The sequence below is a fragment of the Achromobacter sp. HNDS-1 genome, from assembly GCF_040084795.1.
Classification (GTDB): domain Bacteria; phylum Pseudomonadota; class Gammaproteobacteria; order Burkholderiales; family Burkholderiaceae_B; genus Achromobacter; species Achromobacter ruhlandii.
In genome coordinates this window covers 2,847,079-2,864,505 of record NZ_CP157584.1, presented here as the reverse complement: position 1 = coordinate 2,864,505, position 17,427 = coordinate 2,847,079, and the positions used below count along the sequence as shown (strand labels likewise).

17 protein-coding genes are annotated in these 17,427 nt (G+C 67.7%); 8 read left to right on the top strand and 9 right to left on the bottom strand.

Annotated elements, in window-relative coordinates:
• The first annotated feature begins 11 nt into the window (after positions 1 to 11).
• Positions 12 to 1,292 (top strand): cytochrome c, encoded by a 1,281-nt coding sequence (locus ABFG95_RS13290; protein ID WP_348996015.1) that lies wholly within the window; start codon positions 12 to 14, stop codon positions 1,290 to 1,292.
• Here the strand turns inward: ABFG95_RS13290 and ABFG95_RS13285 are convergent, their stop codons facing one another.
• From ABFG95_RS13285 to ABFG95_RS13245, 9 genes are all read right to left on the bottom strand, one after another.
• On the bottom strand, positions 1,293 to 2,726 hold the full coding sequence (locus tag ABFG95_RS13285; RefSeq protein WP_059272787.1) for a PLP-dependent aminotransferase family protein: 1,434 nt from the start codon (positions 2,724 to 2,726) through the stop codon (positions 1,293 to 1,295).
• Between the two features lie 22 nt (positions 2,727 to 2,748).
• Positions 2,749 to 3,675 (bottom strand): HPr(Ser) kinase/phosphatase, encoded by a 927-nt coding sequence (gene hprK, locus ABFG95_RS13280; RefSeq protein WP_006216298.1) that lies wholly within the window; start codon positions 3,673 to 3,675, stop codon positions 2,749 to 2,751.
• A gap of 19 nt (positions 3,676 to 3,694) precedes the next feature.
• Positions 3,695 to 4,150, bottom strand: a complete 456-nt coding sequence (locus ABFG95_RS13275; protein WP_049076876.1) for a PTS sugar transporter subunit IIA — start codon at positions 4,148 to 4,150, stop codon at positions 3,695 to 3,697.
• 375 nt (positions 4,151 to 4,525) lie between these two features.
• The gene (raiA, locus tag ABFG95_RS13270) at positions 4,526 to 4,861 is read right to left on the bottom strand and encodes a ribosome-associated translation inhibitor RaiA (RefSeq protein ID WP_049076874.1); all 336 of its coding nucleotides are present in this window, start codon (positions 4,859 to 4,861) and stop codon (positions 4,526 to 4,528) included.
• Between the two features lie 219 nt (positions 4,862 to 5,080).
• Positions 5,081 to 5,875 (bottom strand): LPS export ABC transporter ATP-binding protein, encoded by a 795-nt coding sequence (lptB, locus tag ABFG95_RS13265; protein ID WP_049076872.1) that lies wholly within the window; start codon positions 5,873 to 5,875, stop codon positions 5,081 to 5,083.
• 33 nt (positions 5,876 to 5,908) lie between these two features.
• Positions 5,909 to 6,553 carry a lipopolysaccharide transport periplasmic protein LptA gene (gene lptA, locus ABFG95_RS13260; RefSeq protein ID WP_049076870.1) on the bottom strand — a complete coding sequence of 215 codons (645 nt, stop codon included), beginning with the start codon at positions 6,551 to 6,553 and terminating at the stop codon, positions 5,909 to 5,911.
• Positions 6,550 to 7,182, bottom strand: a complete 633-nt coding sequence (gene lptC / locus ABFG95_RS13255; RefSeq protein ID WP_054419996.1) for an LPS export ABC transporter periplasmic protein LptC — start codon at positions 7,180 to 7,182, stop codon at positions 6,550 to 6,552. Before lptC ends, lptA begins: the two co-directional genes overlap by 4 nt.
• Positions 7,183 to 7,213: 31 nt before the next feature.
• Positions 7,214 to 7,822, bottom strand: coding sequence for an HAD hydrolase family protein (locus tag ABFG95_RS13250; protein WP_278990796.1), 609 nt, complete (start codon positions 7,820 to 7,822; stop codon positions 7,214 to 7,216).
• A complete protein-coding gene (locus ABFG95_RS13245; RefSeq protein ID WP_049076864.1) occupies positions 7,819 to 8,808 on the bottom strand; it encodes a KpsF/GutQ family sugar-phosphate isomerase in 990 nt (329 codons plus the stop codon). Before ABFG95_RS13245 ends, ABFG95_RS13250 begins: the two co-directional genes overlap by 4 nt.
• 105 nt (positions 8,809 to 8,913) lie before the next feature.
• Here ABFG95_RS13245 and purT point away from each other — a divergent pair, with 105 nt between their 5' ends.
• The 7 genes from purT to cydC all read left to right on the top strand — a co-directional run bounded on the left by purT (position 8,914) and on the right by cydC (position 17,405).
• Positions 8,914 to 10,131, top strand: a complete 1,218-nt coding sequence (purT, locus tag ABFG95_RS13240; RefSeq protein WP_175144670.1) for a formate-dependent phosphoribosylglycinamide formyltransferase — start codon at positions 8,914 to 8,916, stop codon at positions 10,129 to 10,131.
• A gap of 274 nt (positions 10,132 to 10,405) precedes the next feature.
• A complete protein-coding gene (locus ABFG95_RS13235) occupies positions 10,406 to 10,951 on the top strand; it encodes a GbsR/MarR family transcriptional regulator (protein WP_175144671.1) in 546 nt (181 codons plus the stop codon).
• A 129-nt stretch (positions 10,952 to 11,080) separates the two neighbouring features.
• Complete coding sequence (locus ABFG95_RS13230; protein WP_049076857.1) at positions 11,081 to 12,655, top strand: cytochrome ubiquinol oxidase subunit I; 1,575 nt, start codon at positions 11,081 to 11,083, stop codon at positions 12,653 to 12,655.
• 13 nt (positions 12,656 to 12,668) lie between these two features.
• Entirely contained in the window at positions 12,669 to 13,820 is a 1,152-nt protein-coding gene (cydB, locus tag ABFG95_RS13225) for a cytochrome d ubiquinol oxidase subunit II (protein ID WP_059272785.1), read from the top strand.
• 17 nt (positions 13,821 to 13,837) lie between these two features.
• Complete coding sequence (gene cydX / locus ABFG95_RS13220; RefSeq protein WP_006389893.1) at positions 13,838 to 13,963, top strand: cytochrome bd-I oxidase subunit CydX; 126 nt, start codon at positions 13,838 to 13,840, stop codon at positions 13,961 to 13,963.
• Entirely contained in the window at positions 13,960 to 15,711 is a 1,752-nt protein-coding gene (gene cydD, locus ABFG95_RS13215; RefSeq protein WP_336728637.1) for a thiol reductant ABC exporter subunit CydD, read from the top strand. Before cydX ends, cydD begins: the two co-directional genes overlap by 4 nt.
• The gene (gene cydC, locus ABFG95_RS13210) at positions 15,708 to 17,405 is read left to right on the top strand and encodes a thiol reductant ABC exporter subunit CydC (RefSeq protein ID WP_059272783.1); all 1,698 of its coding nucleotides are present in this window, start codon (positions 15,708 to 15,710) and stop codon (positions 17,403 to 17,405) included. Before cydD ends, cydC begins: the two co-directional genes overlap by 4 nt.
• Positions 17,406 to 17,427 lie beyond the last annotated feature (22 nt).

Below are 17,427 nucleotides of genomic sequence, written 5' to 3'. Positions count from 1 at the left end.
GGGCGACTCGGATGAAACTGATGAAGCGACTCCTCGGGACCCTGTTGATGCTCGCCGTGGTCACGGCGGGCGTGCTGTATTGGCTCGGCACGCGCGACGATGCCAGCATCGGCCCGGCCGTGGCGCCAGCCGATCCGCAGCAACGCATCGAGCGCGGGCGCTACCTGGCGCTGGCCGGCAATTGCATGGCCTGTCATACCGCGCGCGGCGGCCCGGCCTACGCGGGCGGCACGCCCATCCCGACGCCATTCGGCACGATCTACGGCCCCAACATCACGCCCGACGAGAAGACCGGCATCGGCGCCTGGAGCGCGGACGACTTCTGGCAGGCGCTGCACAACGGTAAGTCGCGCGACGGAACGTTGCTGTATCCGGCCTTCCCGTACACCGAGTACACCCGCGTCACGCGCGCCGACGCCGATGCGCTGTTCGCCTATCTGCGCACGGTGACGCCGGTCAACCAGCCCAGCCGCGCGCCGGACCTCGATTTCCCGTACGACCAGCGTGTCCTGCTGGCGGCCTGGCGCGCCCTGTATTTCCGCCCCGGTGTGCAGGAGTCCGATCCGGGCCAGTCGACCCAGTGGAACCGTGGCCGTTATCTGGTCGAAGGCCTGGGCCATTGCGCCGCCTGCCACGCGCCGCGCAACAGCCTGGGGGCGACGCGCGCGGCCGACGGGCTGGCCGGCGGCATCATCCCGATGCTGGACTGGTACGCGCCGCCCCTGACCAACGATCCGCAAACGGGCCTGGGGCGTTGGTCGGCCGAAGACATCGCGGCCCTGCTGCGTACGGGGATCTCGGCGCATTCCAGCGCCAGCGGCCCGATGGCCGAAGTGGTGCTGGGCAGCACGCAGCACCTGAGCGACGCCGATGCGCTCGCAATGGGTGTGTATCTGAAATCACTGCCGGCAACCCCGGCGCCGACGAGGTCGAGCGCGGCGGCCGCGCCGGCCGCGATGGAGCTGGGCGGCAAGATCTATCGCCAGCAGTGCGTGCAATGCCACCAGCCGCAAGGCGAGGGCAGCCCGGGCGCGTGGCCGGCATTGGCAGGCAACCCGACCGTGACGGCGCCATCGCCGCTCAACGCCATCCGCATGGTGCTCGATGGCGGCTTCGCGCCGGCTACCGCGGCCAACCCGCGGCCGCACGGCATGCCGCCTTTCGGCCAGTTGCTGAACGACAACGATGTGGCGATGCTGGTGTCCTACATCCGCAACAGCTGGGGCAATGAGGCCGGCGGCGTGACGCCCCTTGAGGTCAAGCGCGCCCGCGCCGCCTCGACCCGCAACTGATCAGGATCGCCGCGCGGCAGGCTGGCAGGCCGCGCGCGCCATCTCGCCCAGGGCGCGGATGGCGTCGGCCTGCGCGTCATCCCAGGGGTGGCCGTAGTTCAACCGCAGCGCATTGCCGAACTGCCCGCTGGCCGAGAAGATCGGCCCCGGCGCCACGCTGATGCCGCGCGCCAGCGCCTGCCGGTGCAGGGTCAGCGCATCCACCGCCGCGGGCATTTCCAGCCAGAGGAAGAAACCGCCTTGCGGGCGCGTCACGCGGGTTCCCGCGGGAAACTCGCGCGCAATCGCATTGGCCATCAGGTCCTGCTGCGCCTGCAGTGTTTCGCGCAGGCGGCGCAGGTGGCGGTCGTAGCCGCCTTGCTCCAGGTATTCGGCCAGCGCGCCCTGGGCCGGGCTGGAGGCCGACAGGGTGGACGACAGCTTCAGGCGCTGCACGCGCTGCGTGTAGCGGCCGGCGCTGGCCCAGCCGATGCGGTAGCCCGGCGCCAGGCACTTGGAGAACGAGGAGCAATGCAGCACCAGTCCATGCCGGTCGAAGGCCTTGGCCGGCACCGGCCGGGCCGCGCCGAAATACAGTTCGCCATAGACGTCGTCTTCGATCAGCGGGATTTCATGGCGCGCCAGCAGTTCGACCAGGTGCCGCTTCTTGTCTTCGGGCATCAGGCTGCCCAGCGGATTCTGGAACTGCGTCATCAGCCAACAGGCCTTGGGCCGATGGCGCTTGATCGCCGTTTCCATCGCGTCCAGATCGACGCCGGTGCGCGGATGCGTGGGCACTTCCAGCGCTTTCAGGCCCTGGCGCTCCAGCGCCTGCAGTGCGCCGTAGAAGGTCGGCGCTTCCACGATGACGGTGTCGCCTGGCCGGGCCACGGCCTGCAGGCACAGGTTGAGCGCTTCCAGCGCGCCGTTGGTGACCACGATGTCGCTGGCCGGCACGTTGATGCCGGCGATCAGGTAGCGCAGCGCGATCTGGCGCCGCAGCCCGGGATTGCCGGGCGAAAGGTCTTCCATCGTGGCCAGCGGATCCTGGCGCTTGAGATGCGTCGACATGGCCTGGGCCAGCCGCGGTAGCGGGAACAGCAGGGGGGAAGGAAAGGCCGAGCCCAGCGGCGTGACGTCGCGGTTGCGTACGGAGTCGAGGATGTCGAAGATGCGTTCGCTGATCGCCAGCTCGGTCGATTCGCCATCGGGACAGGATGTGTCCGGCTCGGGGGGCAGCGTGTCGCCGCGCGCGTTGACGTAGTAGCCCGAGCGGGGGCGGGCGCGGATCAGGCCGCGCGCTTCCAGCAGGTAATAAGCCTGGAAGACCGTCGACGGGCTGACGCCACGGCTGGCGCAGGCCTCGCGCACCGAGGGCAGCCTGTCGCCCACGCGCAGCACGCCGTCGCGGATCGACTTGGCGATCTCGTTGGCGAGTTTCTCGTACAGGCTCACGGTGCCGCGCGGCGACGCGCGCTTACTTGCTGCTTTGCAGGATCGCCATGGCCTGGCGTTCCATGAATTCGCCCAGGGTGTCGATGCCGCGCAGCTTGAGGATGGTGTTGCGCACGGCGGCTTCCACCAGCACCGCCAGGTTGCGGCCGGCGGCCACCTGCAGCATGACCTTGCGCACCGGCAGGCCCAGCATGTCCTGGGTGATGTCCTGCAGCGGCAGGCGTTCGAACTTGTCCTGCGCCGTGGCGCGCACCAGGTGCACGATCAGCTTCAGGCGCATCTTGCGGCGCACCGAGGTCTCGCCGAAGATGGTGCGGATGTCGAGCAGGCCCAGGCCGCGCACTTCCAGCAGGTTCTGCAGCAGTTGCGGGCAGTGGCCCTCGATCATGTTGGGGGCGGTGCGCGAGAACTCGACCGCGTCGTCGGCCACCAGGCCGTGGCCGCGCGAGATCAGTTCCAGCGCCAGTTCGCTCTTGCCCAGGCCGGATTCGCCGGTGATGAGCACGCCCAGGCCCAGCACATCCAGGAACACGCCGTGCACGGTCGTGGTGGGCGCGAGCTTCTTGCCCAGGTAGATGCGCAGCAGGTCGATCAGCTGCGCGGCCGCCACCGGGGTGGACAGCAACGGCACCTGGTGCTGGTCGCACTGGTCCACCAGGTCCTGCGGCGGCGTCAGGCCGTCGGCCAGCAGGATGGCGGGCACGCCACCGATCAGCAGCTCGTCCATGTGGTGCATGCGGCGGCGCAGGTCGAAGCGGGTGTAGTACGCCAGCTCTTCCTGGCCGAACACCTGGATGCGCGACGGGTGGATCAGGTTGAGGTGACCCACCAGGTCGGCGGCCGCCATGCCGTCATCGGGAATCGCGCGGTCCGCGGCTCCTTGGCCGGAAATCCAGTTGAAGGGGATTTTGTCGGCGTTGTCGTCGACGAGTTCCTGCACCGTGAGCATGGCAGCGTTTCCGCGAGGATCAGAGTTGGCCGGTGGTGAGCATCTTGTGCACGATGGCCGGATCGGTCTCGGTGGCCAGGGCTTCGCGCAGTGCCTTGTTGGACATCAACTGCGCCAGCTCGGCCAGGATATCCAGGTGCTGCTGCGTGGCGGTTTCGGGCACCAGCAGACACAGCAGCATCGAGACCGGCTGGCCGTCGGGGGCATCGAACGTGATCGGCTGGGCCAGGCGGATGAAGGCGGCGAGCGCCTGTTCCAGGCCCTTGACGCGACCGTGCGGCACGGCCACGCCCTGGCCCAGGGCGGTCGAGCCCAGGCGTTCCCGTGCAAACAGGCTATCGAACACGAGCGCGCGTGCCAAGCCGTGGTTGTTTTCAAAGAGGAGGCCAGCCTGTTCGAACGCGCGCTTCTTGCTCGTGGCGAGCATATCGAGGACGACGTTGCCGGCGGGAAGGATGCGCGACAAATGATTCATCGGGTCATTATAGGGTTATATGACGCACTGCAAAAAACTCCGGTGGGAGGCACTTTCCTGGCGGTCCGCACCCTCCTGGATCAGGCCGCCGCTCCCGGCACGAGAGCGACAGCATAGACCGATAGCGCCGGGTTGTGGGCATTCTTCGTGCGCAGGCAGGTATACCAGGACGGTATGGCGTCGGATATTCTGGGAGTGAACGGCGCCCCGCGGCCAACTGCCGGGGATTCGGGGGACAAAGAGGAGGTCGTGCAGGGGAGGGAGTTTGCCGATGCCCCGGCTGGACTCTGAGTCTAGCGGGACACCGGGACTTAGGCAGGATTCAAGAGTTGCTGTTTCCTGGCTCGCACGGCGAGCGGGTCATGAAGCGCGGTGTTACTGGGTTGGCGAAAGGTTCGCCGCTTGCCGCTTCACGGACTCTGCCGAGTGGCTTCGTACCTTGTCCTTGTGCTTGATGACCTGACGGTCGACTTTGTCAGCGAGAAGGTCGATCGCGGCGTAGAGGTTTTCATCGGTTGCTTCACAATGAATGTCCTTGCCACTAAGACGCATGGTGATTTCGGCTCTGTGCCGCAGGGGCTCTACTGAGAGCATGACCTGGGTATCGATGACGTGATCGAAATGCCGCAGCACTCGCGCCAGTTTGTTCATGACATATTCCCGGATGGCCGGGGTGACGTCGAGGTGACGACCGCAGATGCTCAGGTTCATAGTGTGCTCTCCTTCTAAAAGAGGAAAAAATGGTGCGCGGAAGGCGCGGTGGGGTCGTTAGGCGTTCTCCTTGTTCGAGGGGTTCGTTTGATACTAGTGTATAGACTCGGGCCGATAAAACAAGCTGACCTAGCGCAAGTTCATGGCATTTTCATGGCGCTCGCCCAGGGGCGTGCCCCAGGGGCCGTCAGGGACCCTGGGATTTTCCCCAATGGGGTGTTACATGCGGAAGTGTTCGCCCAGGTAGACGCGGCGAACGGCCGGATCGCCGACGATTTCGTCGGGGTGACCGTCGGTCAGCACCTTGCCTTCGCTGATGATGTAGGCGCGGTCGCAGATGCCCAGCGTTTCGCGCACGTTGTGGTCGGTGATCAGCACGCCGATGCCGCGCCCCTTCAGGAAGCGCACGATGCGCTGGATCTCGATCACGGCGATCGGGTCCACGCCCGCGAACGGCTCGTCCAGAAGGATGAAGCGCGGACTGGTGGCCAGCGCGCGCGCGATTTCGACGCGGCGGCGCTCGCCGCCCGACAGCGAAATGGCGGCGTTGCTGCGGATGTGGCCGATCTGCAGCTCTTCGAGCAGCAGTTCCATCTGCTCGTTGATCTTGGGCGTGGACAGCGTGCGGCCGTCCGGCCCGATCTGCAGTTCGAGGACCGCGCGGATGTTCTGCTCGACCGTCAGGCGGCGGAACACCGAGGCGTCCTGGGGCAGGTACGACAGTCCCATGCGGGCGCGCTTGTGGATCGGCATCGCGGTGATGACCGAGCCATCGATCTCGATACGACCGGCGTCGGCCGGCACCAGGCCCACGATCATGTAGAAGCTGGTGGTCTTGCCCGCGCCGTTGGGGCCGAGCAGGCCGACCACTTCGCCGCTGGACACGGACAGGGACACGTCCTGCACCACCGTGCGGCCGTTGTAGGTCTTGCGCAAGCCGGTTGCGCGCAGGCTGCCCTGCTTGACGCCCGAAGGGGCGGAGGTCACGGGAGTCTGCACTGAAGGTTGGTTCATCGTGGCTGCGTGTGGATGACGTGGGAGGCGCTTTCAGCGCCCCTTCTTCGATTCTTGCTGCTTGCGGCATTCGGCCACCGCGGCGTCCGACTTGGCGCGCGGCTCGGCCACGGAGCGCACGCGGCCGCCGGCGGCCGCCGAGTTCGGGCCGCCCTGGGCTTCATAGGTGCCGCTCTTTTCGTTGTAGCGTACGCGATCGCCGCGAATGGTGTCGAAAGGCTTGCCGCAGACATAGCGCACCACCACGGCCTGGCCGATCAGGTCGAAGGTGCTCTTGGTGCCATCGTATTCGGCGCGCAGGCCCTTGCCTTCGATCAGTTCGTAGGTCTCGGGACGTTCCTGGCGGATGGTCACCACCTTGCCCTTGTTGGCGGTGGCGGTGCCGTACTGGTTGCCGGCCGCGTCCTCGTGCATTTCCAGCGTGTCGGAGGTCAGCGTCATCAACCCGCGCGTCATGTTGACGTTGCCGGTGAACACGCTTTGCTTTTTCACGTCGTCGTAGTGCAGCGTGTCCGACAGGATCGTCGTGGTGGGCTCCTCGGCGGGCGCGGTCTTGCTCGAACCGGCGGCGGCCGGCTTGGGGTCGGCCGCGAGCGCCGGCGCCATCGCCGATGCCATCAGCAGCACCGCGCCCAGCAGGCGCGTGGTGGGGGCAATGCGAATCCGGAGGTCGGTCATGGTTTCTTCTGGTCAGAGGAGTTGGCAGGGGTTTCGGCGGGACGGCGCGATTTGTTTTCCGTGCCGGCGATTTCCACGTCGGTGGAGGCCGATACCTGCAGTTGGCGTGTCTTGTTGTTGTAGTGCATGCCCTTGCCGTTCATGCGCGAGCGGCCCTTGATGACCTCGGCCGGCAGGTCGGTGTAGACCACGTCGTCGTCGGGCAGGAGGATCAGTTGCTGGCTGCGCACGTCCAGGACGTCGTTGTTGGCATCGGGCTGGCGGTGCACGTGCGCGTCGCCGTTCATGACGATGCGCTTGCCGCCTTGTTCCATGACGGCCGTCTTGGACACGCCCACGGTGATCGGGCTGGCTTCGCGCTGGCCGATGGCCCGCGGCTGGGTGATGTGATAGGAGTCGTCGTCCGGGAAGTGCTCGGCGTATTCGCCCTCCAGCCGGTTGATGGGACGGCCGGTGGGGTCGGTGCGCAGCATCACGAAATTACGCGACCAGGCGTCCATTTCGTGCGTGACGCGGCGCGGCGGATCCGTCTGGATCGCGCGCTGCGCGTAGTCGGCGGCCCAATACGTGCTGGCGACGAGCACCAGCAGCAGGAACAGCGCGATCAGGGAAGGGAAACGATCTTTCATCGGTATGCGAAGGGGTGATGGGCGCGCCGACTTACTGGATGGCGCCCGGGCCGAGCAGCCCCGGCGCCGCCAGGAAACCGCCCAGCCGGCCTTGGGAGGCCAACAGCAGGTCGCAGCATTCGCGCACCGCGCCCCCGCCGCCCGGTTGCGTGGCGATCCAGTGGGCCGCCTGGCTGACGTAGCCCGGCGCGTTCGGCACGCTGGCGGCGAAGCCTGCGCGTTGCATCGCCGGCAGGTCGATGATGTCATCGCCCATATAGCCGGTCTGGTTCAGTTGGACCGCGCTGCGCTGCGCAAGTTCGGCCAGCGCCGTGCCCTTGTCGCGTACGCCCTGCATGACCTCCGAAATGCCCAGTTCGGCGGCGCGGCGGGCCACGATGGGGCCGGAACGGCCGGTCATCAGCGCGACCTTCAGGCCGCCTTCCATCAGCAGGCGCAGCCCGTGGCCGTCGAGCGAGTGGAAGCGCTTCTGGACTTCGCCGGTCTCGCCGTAATACAGGCTGCCGTCGGTCAGCACGCCGTCGACGTCGAAGACCATCAGGCGCACGGCGGCGGCGCGTTCGCGCACGCCCGGCGCAATACGGGCCAGGACCAGGGCTTCGGCGGGGTGGGTGATCGAAGGAGGGAGAGTCATAGTCATACCACTTTGGCGGCCATCAGGTCGTGCATGTGCAAGGCGCCGAGCAGGGCGCCGTCGGCGTCCAGCACCAGCATGTGATTGAGCCGCAGTTCGTCCATCTGGCGCGCGGCCTCGACGGCCAGCGCATCCGGGTTGATGCTGCGCGGCGAGCGCGTCATGCCGGCTTCGACGTTCAGGCTGCGGATGTCGCCGTAGCGTGCGATCAGGCGGCGCAGGTCGCCATCGGTGAAGATGCCCACCGGACGGTGTTGCGGGTCGCAGACGACCGTCATGCCCATGCCCTTGGCCGACATGACTTCGAGCGCCTGCGAGACCGGCGTGCCCAGCGCCACCACGGGCAGGGCGTCGCCCTGGCGCATGACGTTGCGCACGTGGGTCAGCAGGCGCCGGCCGAGCGCCCCGCCGGGATGCGAGCGGGCAAAATCCTGCGGACCGAAGCCGCGCGCTTCGAGACAGGCCACGGCCAGCGCGTCGCCCAGGGCCAGCGCCGTGGTGGTGCTGGCGGTGGGCGCCAGGTTCAGCGGGCAGGCTTCCTGGGACACGCTGGCGTCCAGGTGGACGTCGGCGAGCCGCGCCAGCTCGGACTGCGGGTTGCCGGTAATGGCCACCAGGCTGGCGCCCATGCGGCGCACGACCGGCAGGATGGTGAGCAGTTCCTGGCCCGACCCGGAGTACGAAATGGCGATCAGGACATCGTCGCGGGTGATCATGCCCAGGTCGCCGTGCACCGCTTCGGCCGCGTGCACGAAGAAGGCGGGCGTGCCGGTGGAAGCGAAGGTGGCGGCGATCTTGCGGGCGATGTGGCCGGTCTTGCCGATGCCGCTGACGACCACGCGCCCACGGCAGGCGAGCAGCATGGCGACGACCTGCGCGAAGCGGTCGTCCAGCCGCGCGGACAGGTCCAGGATGCCCTGGCTTTCGATTTGCAGCGTCCTGCGCGCGGATGCCAGCGCGGTCTCGGACGATGTGGTGGGATGGTCGGTCATCAGGGGATTTTAATATCAGGTTGCGGGTTTGCCCCGGGCTGGGGGGTATGGCATCCTGGCGGCTCTTTCATCCGGCTATCAATCTTTCCTTTCCAGGCCCGCTCCATGTCCAGCATTCCCAGCCCCGTCCTTGGCACGCCCCTGTCTCCCCTGGCCACCCGCGTCATGCTGCTCGGCTCGGGCGAACTGGGCAAAGAGGTCATCATCGCCCTGCAGCGCCTGGGCGTGGAAGTGATTGCGGTGGATCGGTACGCCGACGCGCCGGGTCACCAGGTGGCGCACCGCGCCCATGTGGTGTCGATGACGGACCCGGCGGCCCTGGAAAAGATCATCCGGCAGGAGCAGCCGCACGTTATTGTCCCCGAAATCGAGGCCATTGCCACCAATTTGCTGGTGGACCTGGAAGCGGCCGGCGTGGCGCGGGTCACCCCGACCGCCCGGGCGGCGCAATTGACCATGAACCGCGAGGGCATCCGCCGGCTGGCCGCCGAGACCCTGGGGCTGCCCACTTCGCCCTACGCCTTCGTCGATACCGAAGACGAACTGCGCCAGGCCATCGATGGCGGCATCGGCTACCCCTGCGTCATCAAGCCGGTCATGTCCTCGTCGGGCAAGGGCCAGTCCGTCATCAAGGGCGCGGACGACCTGGCCGCGGCCTGGCGCTATGCCCAGGAAGGCGGCCGGGTGGGCGGCGGCCGCGCCATCGTCGAGGGTTTCATCCGCTTCGACTACGAAATCACGCTGCTGACCGTGCGCGCCCGGGGCGTCGATGGCCAGGTCGAGACCCGCTACTGCGAGCCGATCGGCCACAAGCAGGTCGACGGCGACTACGTCGAGAGCTGGCAGCCCCATCCCATGTCGCCCGCGGCGCTGGAGCGTGCCCGCGAGATCGCCCTTGCCGTGACGGCCGAGCTGGGCGGCCTTGGAATTTTCGGCGTCGAACTTTTCGTGGCCGGCGACCAGGTGTGGTTCTCGGAAGTCAGCCCGCGCCCGCACGACACCGGCATGGTCACCATGATCACCCAGGTTCAGAACGAATTCGAGCTGCACGCCCGCGCCCTGCTGGGCCTGCCGGTGGACACCTCGCTGCGCCAGCCCGGCGCCAGCAGCGTCATCTATGGCGGGGTCGAGGCCAAGGCCGTGTCGTTCCACAACGTGGCCCAGGCGCTGGCCGAGCCCGGCACCGACATCCGCCTGTTCGGCAAGCCCGAGTCCTTCGTCAAGCGTCGCATGGGCGTGGGCCTGGCAGTCGCCGAGGACGTGGCCGCCGCGCGCGCCAAGGCCAAGCGCGTGTCGGCCGCCGTCACCGTCAAAGCCGGCTGACGCCCCAGCCCGCTCCGGGTCACACGCCCGGGCTGCCTGTCGTTTGCAAGCCACCCGCCTATCGGCGGGTGGCTTTTTTCGTCGTGCGCCCACAACAGATTGCGACTGATTTCGAGGGCGGCGCGGCAGAATTGTCATCCCTTGCGGCTATACCCCTGCTACCGGTGTGGTTTGTGTTTTCGCACAGTTTGTTCGATAATTTCAGGAATTTCTGAAAACGGCGTAACTATTTATTTATGTTTGCCGTCGTTGCATTTGCTGGCCTGGATGGATCATGGTGCTTACCCCTCAAAACGAACGTTTCGTCCTGCACTTTGGCGAAATGGGCAGCCGTTGGGGCGTGAACCGCACCGTCGGCCAGATCTACGCCTTGCTGTTCCTGGCGCCCCAGCCCCTGCATGCCGACGACATCGCCGAAACGCTGGGCTTTTCCCGTTCGAACGTCAGCCTGGGCCTGAAAGAGCTGCAGTCCTGGCGCCTGGTGAAGCTGGTGCACCAGGTCGGCGACCGCCGCGACTACTTCGAGACGCCCAAGGATGTCTGGGAGATCTTCCGCATCCTGATGGAAGAGAAGCGCAAGCGCGAAATCGATCCCACCCTGACCTTGCTGCGAGACACCCTGCTGGAGCCCCCCGCGGGGCCCGACGGCGCCTATGCGCAGCAACGCATGACCGAAATGCTGGAGCTCATCGAACTGTCCACCGGGTGGTTCGATGAGGTTCAACGTCTGCCGCCGGAGACACTGCAGAACCTGATGAAGCTGGGTTCCAAGGTGCAGAAAGTGCTGGGCTTCGCCGGCAAGTTGCGGGGCAAAGGCTGATCGCCGATCCGCCCCGATTTTTTCAGGAAACCTCTATGAAGCTGTATACAACGCCCTTATCATGGCGCCAGAGACGGCCTGGGAACCATGCCGGTTGCTGTGGCTACTCACCTGCATGGGAGCGCCCCAATGATTGATCTCGACGTCGTCAACCTGTCGCGATTCCAGTTTGCCGCGACCGCGCTGTACCACTTCCTCTTCGTCCCCCTCACGCTCGGCCTGTCGTTCATCCTGGCCATCATGGAAAGCGTGTACGTCATGACTGGCCGCCCCATCTGGAAGCGGATGACGATGTTCTGGGGCACCCTGTTCGGCATCAACTTCGCGCTGGGCGTGGCCACGGGCGTGGTCATGGAGTTCCAGTTCGGCATGAACTGGTCGTACTACAGCCACTACGTGGGTGACATCTTCGGCGCGCCGCTGGCGCTCGAAGGGCTGATGGCCTTCTTCCTGGAAGCCACCTTCGTCGGCCTGTTCTTCTTCGGCTGGAATCGCATGTCCAAGGTCAGCCACCTGGTGGTGACCTGGCTGGTGGCGTTCGGCACCAACTTCTCGGCGCTGTGGATTCTCATCGCCAACGGCTGGATGCAGAACCCGGTGGGCGCGGTGTTCAACCCCGACACCATGCGCATGGAAATGACCGACTTCGCCGCGGTGATCTTCAATCCGGTGGCGCAGGCCAAGTTCGTGCACACGGTCAGCGCGGGCTACGTGGCCGGCGCCATGTTCGTCATGGCGATCAGTGCCTGGTATCTGCTCAAGGGCCGCCATACCGACCTGGCCAAGCGCTCGATGGCGGTGGCCGCCAGCTTCGGCCTGGCGTCGGCGCTGTCGGTCGTCGTGCTGGGTGACGAGAGCGGCTATCTCACCACCGAACACCAGAAGATGAAGATCGCGGCCATGGAATCCATGTGGCACACCGAGCCGGCGCCCGCGTCCTTCAACCTGATCGCGCTGCCCAATCAGGCCGAACGCAAGAACGACTTCGCCATCGAGATTCCCTACGTCATGGGCCTCATCGGCACGCGCTCGCTGACGACCCCGCTGCTGGGCATCAACGACCTGATCCTGCGCGCCGAGAATCGCATCCGCGACGGCATGGTGGCGTACGACGCCCTGCAGAAGATCCGCGCCAATCCCAAGGATGTGGACGCCCGCATGGTGTTCGACCGCACCTGGCCCGATCTCGGCTACGCGTTGCTGGTCAAGCGCTACCAGACCGACATGAGCAAGGTCACCGAAGAGGACATCAAGAAGGCCGCGGTGGATACCGTGCCGAACGTGGCGCCGCTGTTCTGGGCGTTCCGCATCATGGTGGCCGTGGGCATGTACCTGATCCTGTTCTTCGGCGTGGCATTCTGGCTGGCTTCGCGCGGTCGCCTGGACAGCCGCCGCGGCCTGCTGAAGGTGGCGCTGTGGAGCCTGCCCATGCCCTGGATCGCCATCGAGAGCGGCTGGTTCGTGGCCGAGTATGGCCGCCAGCCGTGGGTGATCGAAGGCGTGCTGCCGACGTACTACGCGGCGTCCGGCCTGACGATCGCCGACCTGGCCATCAGCCTGACGATCTTCCTGGTGCTGTACACCGTGCTGCTGATCATCGGTGTGAAGGTCATGCTGCACGCCGTGCGCAAGGGCCCGAAATCCGACGCGCCGGTCCCGGCCAGCGCCGCCGCCGATCCCGTCCACGCCGCCGTGCGCGCTTAAGGGGAGAGAAACAATGGATACCCTTATTCCTTTCGACTACGCCACCCTGCGGGTGGTCTGGTGGGTGCTGCTGGGCGCGCTGCTGATCGGCTTCGCCGTGATGGACGGCTTCGACCTGGGCGTGGCGGCGCTGCTGCCGGTAGTCGCCAAGACCGATGCCGAACGCCGCGTGGTGATCAACGTGGTCGGCCCCGTGTGGGAAGGCAACCAGGTGTGGCTGATCACCGCGGGCGGCGCCATCTTCGCCGCCTGGCCGCTGTTGTATGCCGCCTCATTCTCGGGCTTCTACCTGGCGATGATGCTGGCGCTGATCGCGCTGATCCTGCGTCCCGTCGGCTTCAAGTACCGCAGCAAGATGGAAGGCACCCGCTGGCGCAATAGCTGGGATGGCGTGCTGTGCTTCTCGGGCGTAGTGGCCTCGCTGGTGTTCGGCGTGGCCGTGGGCAACATCATCCTGGGCGTGCCGTTCACCTTCGACGAGAACGCGCTGCGCATGGTGTACCAGGGCCACTTCTACCAGCTGTTCACGCCGTTCGCGCTGCTGTGCGGCGTGCTGAGCGTGGTGATGCTGGCGATGCACGGCGCGGTGCTGCTGGCCTGGCGCACCGAGGATCCGGTGTCGTCGCGGGCGCGCAACTGGGGCCGCCTGTGCGCGCTGCTGGTCCTGGTGCTGTTCGTCGCCGGCGGGTTCTGGGTGACGGCCCTGGATGGCCACGCCATCACCAGCGCCGTCGACATGCAGGGGCCGTCGGATCCCATGCTCAAGAGCGTCACCGTGCAGGCCGGCGCGTGGATGGCCAACTATGCCAAGTGGCCGCTGATGTGGATCGCGCCCGCGCTGGGCGTGGCCGGCGCGGTGCTGGTACTGCTGCTGTTGACGATGCGCGCCAACGTGCTGTCGTTCCTGGCTTCGGCGGTCTCGATCACCGGCATCATCCTGACGGTCGGCTTCTCGCTGTTCCCGTTCCTGATGCCGTCGTCGAGCAATCCGCAGGCCGGCCTGACGGTGTGGGACGCGTCGTCCAGCCACATGACGCTGTGGATCATGGTGATCGCCGTGGTCGTCTTCCTGCCGATCGTGACGCTCTACACCGCCTGGGTGTACCGCGTCATGCGCGGCAAGGTGACCCACGCATCCGTGGGCGACACGCCCAATTCGTACTGAGCTAAGGAGCCTTCACCATGTGGTATTTCTCATGGGTACTCGGCCTGGGACTGGCGTGTGCATTCGCCATCCTCAATGCAATGTGGTTCGAGCTGCGCGAAGGTCACTCGCATGACCCGCGTGCCAGCCGTGACGACGAGTGAGCGGCCGCGCCAGCAGCCTGGAGCATGACCCCTCCGCCAGCCTGCGCAAGCCGCCGCGCGAGCAATCGCGCTGGCTGAGGGGGCTGGCCGGGGCGGCCCGGCTGCCGCTGATGCTGGCGGGCGCGGCGCCGCTGGCGTCGGGCGCGTTGCTGGTGGTCCAGGCCTGGCTGCTGGCCAGCGTGCTGGATGCCGCCATCGTGCGGCAGGCGCCGCGCCTGGAGCTGCTTGGCCAGATCCTGGCCATCGCCGCGCTGATGTTGGCGCGCGCCTGCATCACCTGGGCGGGCGAGCGCGCCGGGGCCGATGCCGCCGAACGCATCAAGCGCCACGTGCGCCAGGCGCTGTTCGCGCGCCTGCTGCGCCAGGGCCCGGACTGGAGCCGCAAGCAGGCGTCGGGCGAGATCGCCAGCGCCCTGGTGGATCAGGTCGAGGCGCTAGACGGCTTCTTTTCCAAGTATCTGCCGACCATGGCCGCGGCGGCTTTGCTGCCCGTGGCCTTTTCCGTGCTGCTGTTGCCGGTGGACGTGATCGCGGGGCTGGTGCTGCTGATCACGGCGCCCCTGATTCCGTTGTTCATGGCCCTGGTCGGCTGGGGCGCGCAGGGCGCCAGCCGCCGCCATCTGCGGGCCTTCGCACGCCTGTCGGGTTTCTTCGCCGACCGGCTGCGCGGCCTGTCCACCTTGAAACTCTATGGACGCGCCGAGGCCGAGGCGGCGTCGGTCGCCGCCGCCAGCGACGCGCTGCGCCAGCGTACCCTTTCCGTGCTGCGCATCGCGTTCCTGTCGTCGGCGGTGCTGGAATTCTTCGCCGCGCTGGGGGTGGCTGGCGTAGCCGTCTATATCGGCCTGAGCTATCTGGGATTCCTCGACCTGCGCTGGTCGCCCTTCACGCTGCAGGCCGGCCTGTTCTGCCTGCTGATGGCGCCCGAGGTCTACGCGCCGTTGCGCCAGTTCGCGGCGCACTACCATGACCGCGCCACGGCACTGGCCGCGGTATCGCAGATCGCCACCCTGTTCGACGGCTTGCCGCAAGTGCGGAGCGAGGCCGCGGCCCGTGCGCCCGAGGCGGCGCCGCTGTCAGGCACAGGCGGCGCGCGCCTGGCGGTGGCGGGCCTGACGATGGCCGCGCCCGGCCGACCGCAACCGGTGCTGTCCGAGGCGGCGCTGGCGCTGGCGCCGGGTGAGCGGGTGGCCCTGATGGGTCCCAGCGGAATCGGCAAGTCCACCTTGATCGAAGCCCTTGCGCGCCTGCGTCCGAGCCAGGGCGACATCCGCCTGGACGGCGTGCCGCTGGCGCAATGGGACGAGGCCGCGCTGCGCGCGCGGGTGGCGCTGATCGGGCAGAAGCCGCAATTGCTGGCCGGGTCCATCGCCGACAACATCCGGTTGGGCCGGCCGGACGCTTCCGACGACGCGGTCAGAGAGGCCGCGCGTCGCGCCTGCGTGCTGGAGTTTGCGCAAAACCTGCCGCAAGGGTTGGATACGCCCCTGGGCAGCCGAGGCCATGGCCTGTCCGGCGGCCAGGCGCAACGCGTCGCGCTGGCGCGGCTGTTCCTGCGCGATCCGGGCCTGATCCTGCTGGATGAGCCGACCGCCCATCTGGACGAAGCGACGCAAGCGCGCGTGTTGGACGAGATCCTGGCGTTCGCCGATGGCCGCACACTGCTGCTGGCGACGCATTCGCCCTTGGTCGCGGCGCGTTTCGCCCGGGTACTGCGTGTGGCTGATGCCAAGGTGAAAGACGCATGAAGAATCTGTTGTTGTTGCTGCCCCTGTACGCGCGCCGCAAGGGCGGGCTGCTGCTCGCCCTGTTCTGTGCGCTGGCGACCGTGGCGGCCGGCGTGGGCCTGCTGGGCGTGTCCGGCTGGTTCCTGACCGGCGCGGCGTTGGCGGGGGCCGGCGGCGCTTTCAACCTGTTCGCGCCGTCCGCGCTGGTGCGCGGCCTGTCGTTCCTGCGGATCGTGTCGCGCTATGCCGACCGCGTGGTCGGCCATGCCGCGACGTTGCGGTTGCTGGCGGATTTGCGCGCGGTGGTCTTCACAGCGCTGATCCGGCTGACGCCGCGTCAACTGGCACGCTATCGCAGCGGCGATCTCGTGGCGCGCATGACGGGCGACGTCGACGCGCTGGACACGGTCTTTCTATTTGTGTTGGCGCCCCTTGCCACCGCCATCCTGGCCGGCGCCGTATTGACGGCGGTGCTGGGTTACTGGGTGCCGGCGGCGGCACTGGTGTTCGCGCTGGCCTTGCTGGTGGTGTGCGCGCTGGTGCCATGGTGGTTGCTGCGCGCGGCGCGCAGGCCCGGCGCGGCTGCGCAGGAAAGCGCGGCCGGCCTGCGAGCGGCCGCGCTGGACGCGGTCGACGGCCACGCCGATATGGTGGCGTTGCACGCGCAGGCCCAGACCCTCGCGCATTTCGAGCGCCTGTGCGAGGCCAGCGCCAGGGCGCGCGGCAGCCAGGCGCGCGTGGCTGCCCGCGGGCAATGGTTTCTGCAGGCAGCCGCCGGCGTGTCGGTATTGGCCGTGCTGTGGTTCGGCCTCGCGCAATACGAGGCGGGCGCGCTGGAGGGGCCGTTGCTGGTGGGCCTGTTGCTGGCCGTGATCGGCATCTTCGAGGTGGCTGGTCCGATCATGCGCGGCGCCTCGCGCATGGGCTCGGCGCTGTCCGCCGCCGCGCGCATCCGTGATGTGGCGCAGCGCGAACCGGACATGCGTGATCCCGCCACACCCAGTCCCTTGCCGCAGCGCGGCGCGCTGGAGCTGGTCGGTGTGGACTTCGCCTATCCCGCGCGCGCCGGGGAGTCGCCGGCGCCATTGCTGCGCCAGCTGGATCTGCGCGTGGAAGCGGGGGAGCGCGTGGCCATCCTGGGGCCGAGCGGCGTGGGCAAGTCGACGCTGCTGCACCTGCTGCTGCGCCTGGAGGATCCGCTGGCCGGCCAGGTACGCTATGCCGGCGTCGACGCCCGCGCCTGTGCGCAGGCGGACTGGCACCGACGCATCGCGCTGCTGTCGCAGGACGCGCCGGTCTTCCTGGGCACCTTGCGCACCAACCTGCTTATCGGCGATCCGCGGGCCGATGACGCGGCGCTGTGGCGCGCGCTGGATGCCGCCCGCCTGGGCGAGTTCGTGCGAGGCCTGCCCGACGGCCTGGACACCTGGGCCGGCGAAACCGGTTCGCTGCTCTCGGCCGGGCAGGCGCGGCGCCTGTGCCTGGCGCGGGCGCTGTTGTCACCGGCGGCGGTCATCGTGCTGGACGAACCGACGGCCGGACTGGACGCGGCGGCCGAGGCGGCGTTCCTTGCGGACTTGGGCCACGCCGCGCAGGGCCGTGCCGTGGTGCTGGCGACGCATGCGGCCCTGCCGCCCGGCGCGGTCGATCGCTGTTGCATGCTGCGCGGCGGACAATTGCATGACGTGTCATCGCCGGAGGCAATCCTGGCTTAAGCGCGGATGCGCGGTTATAGTT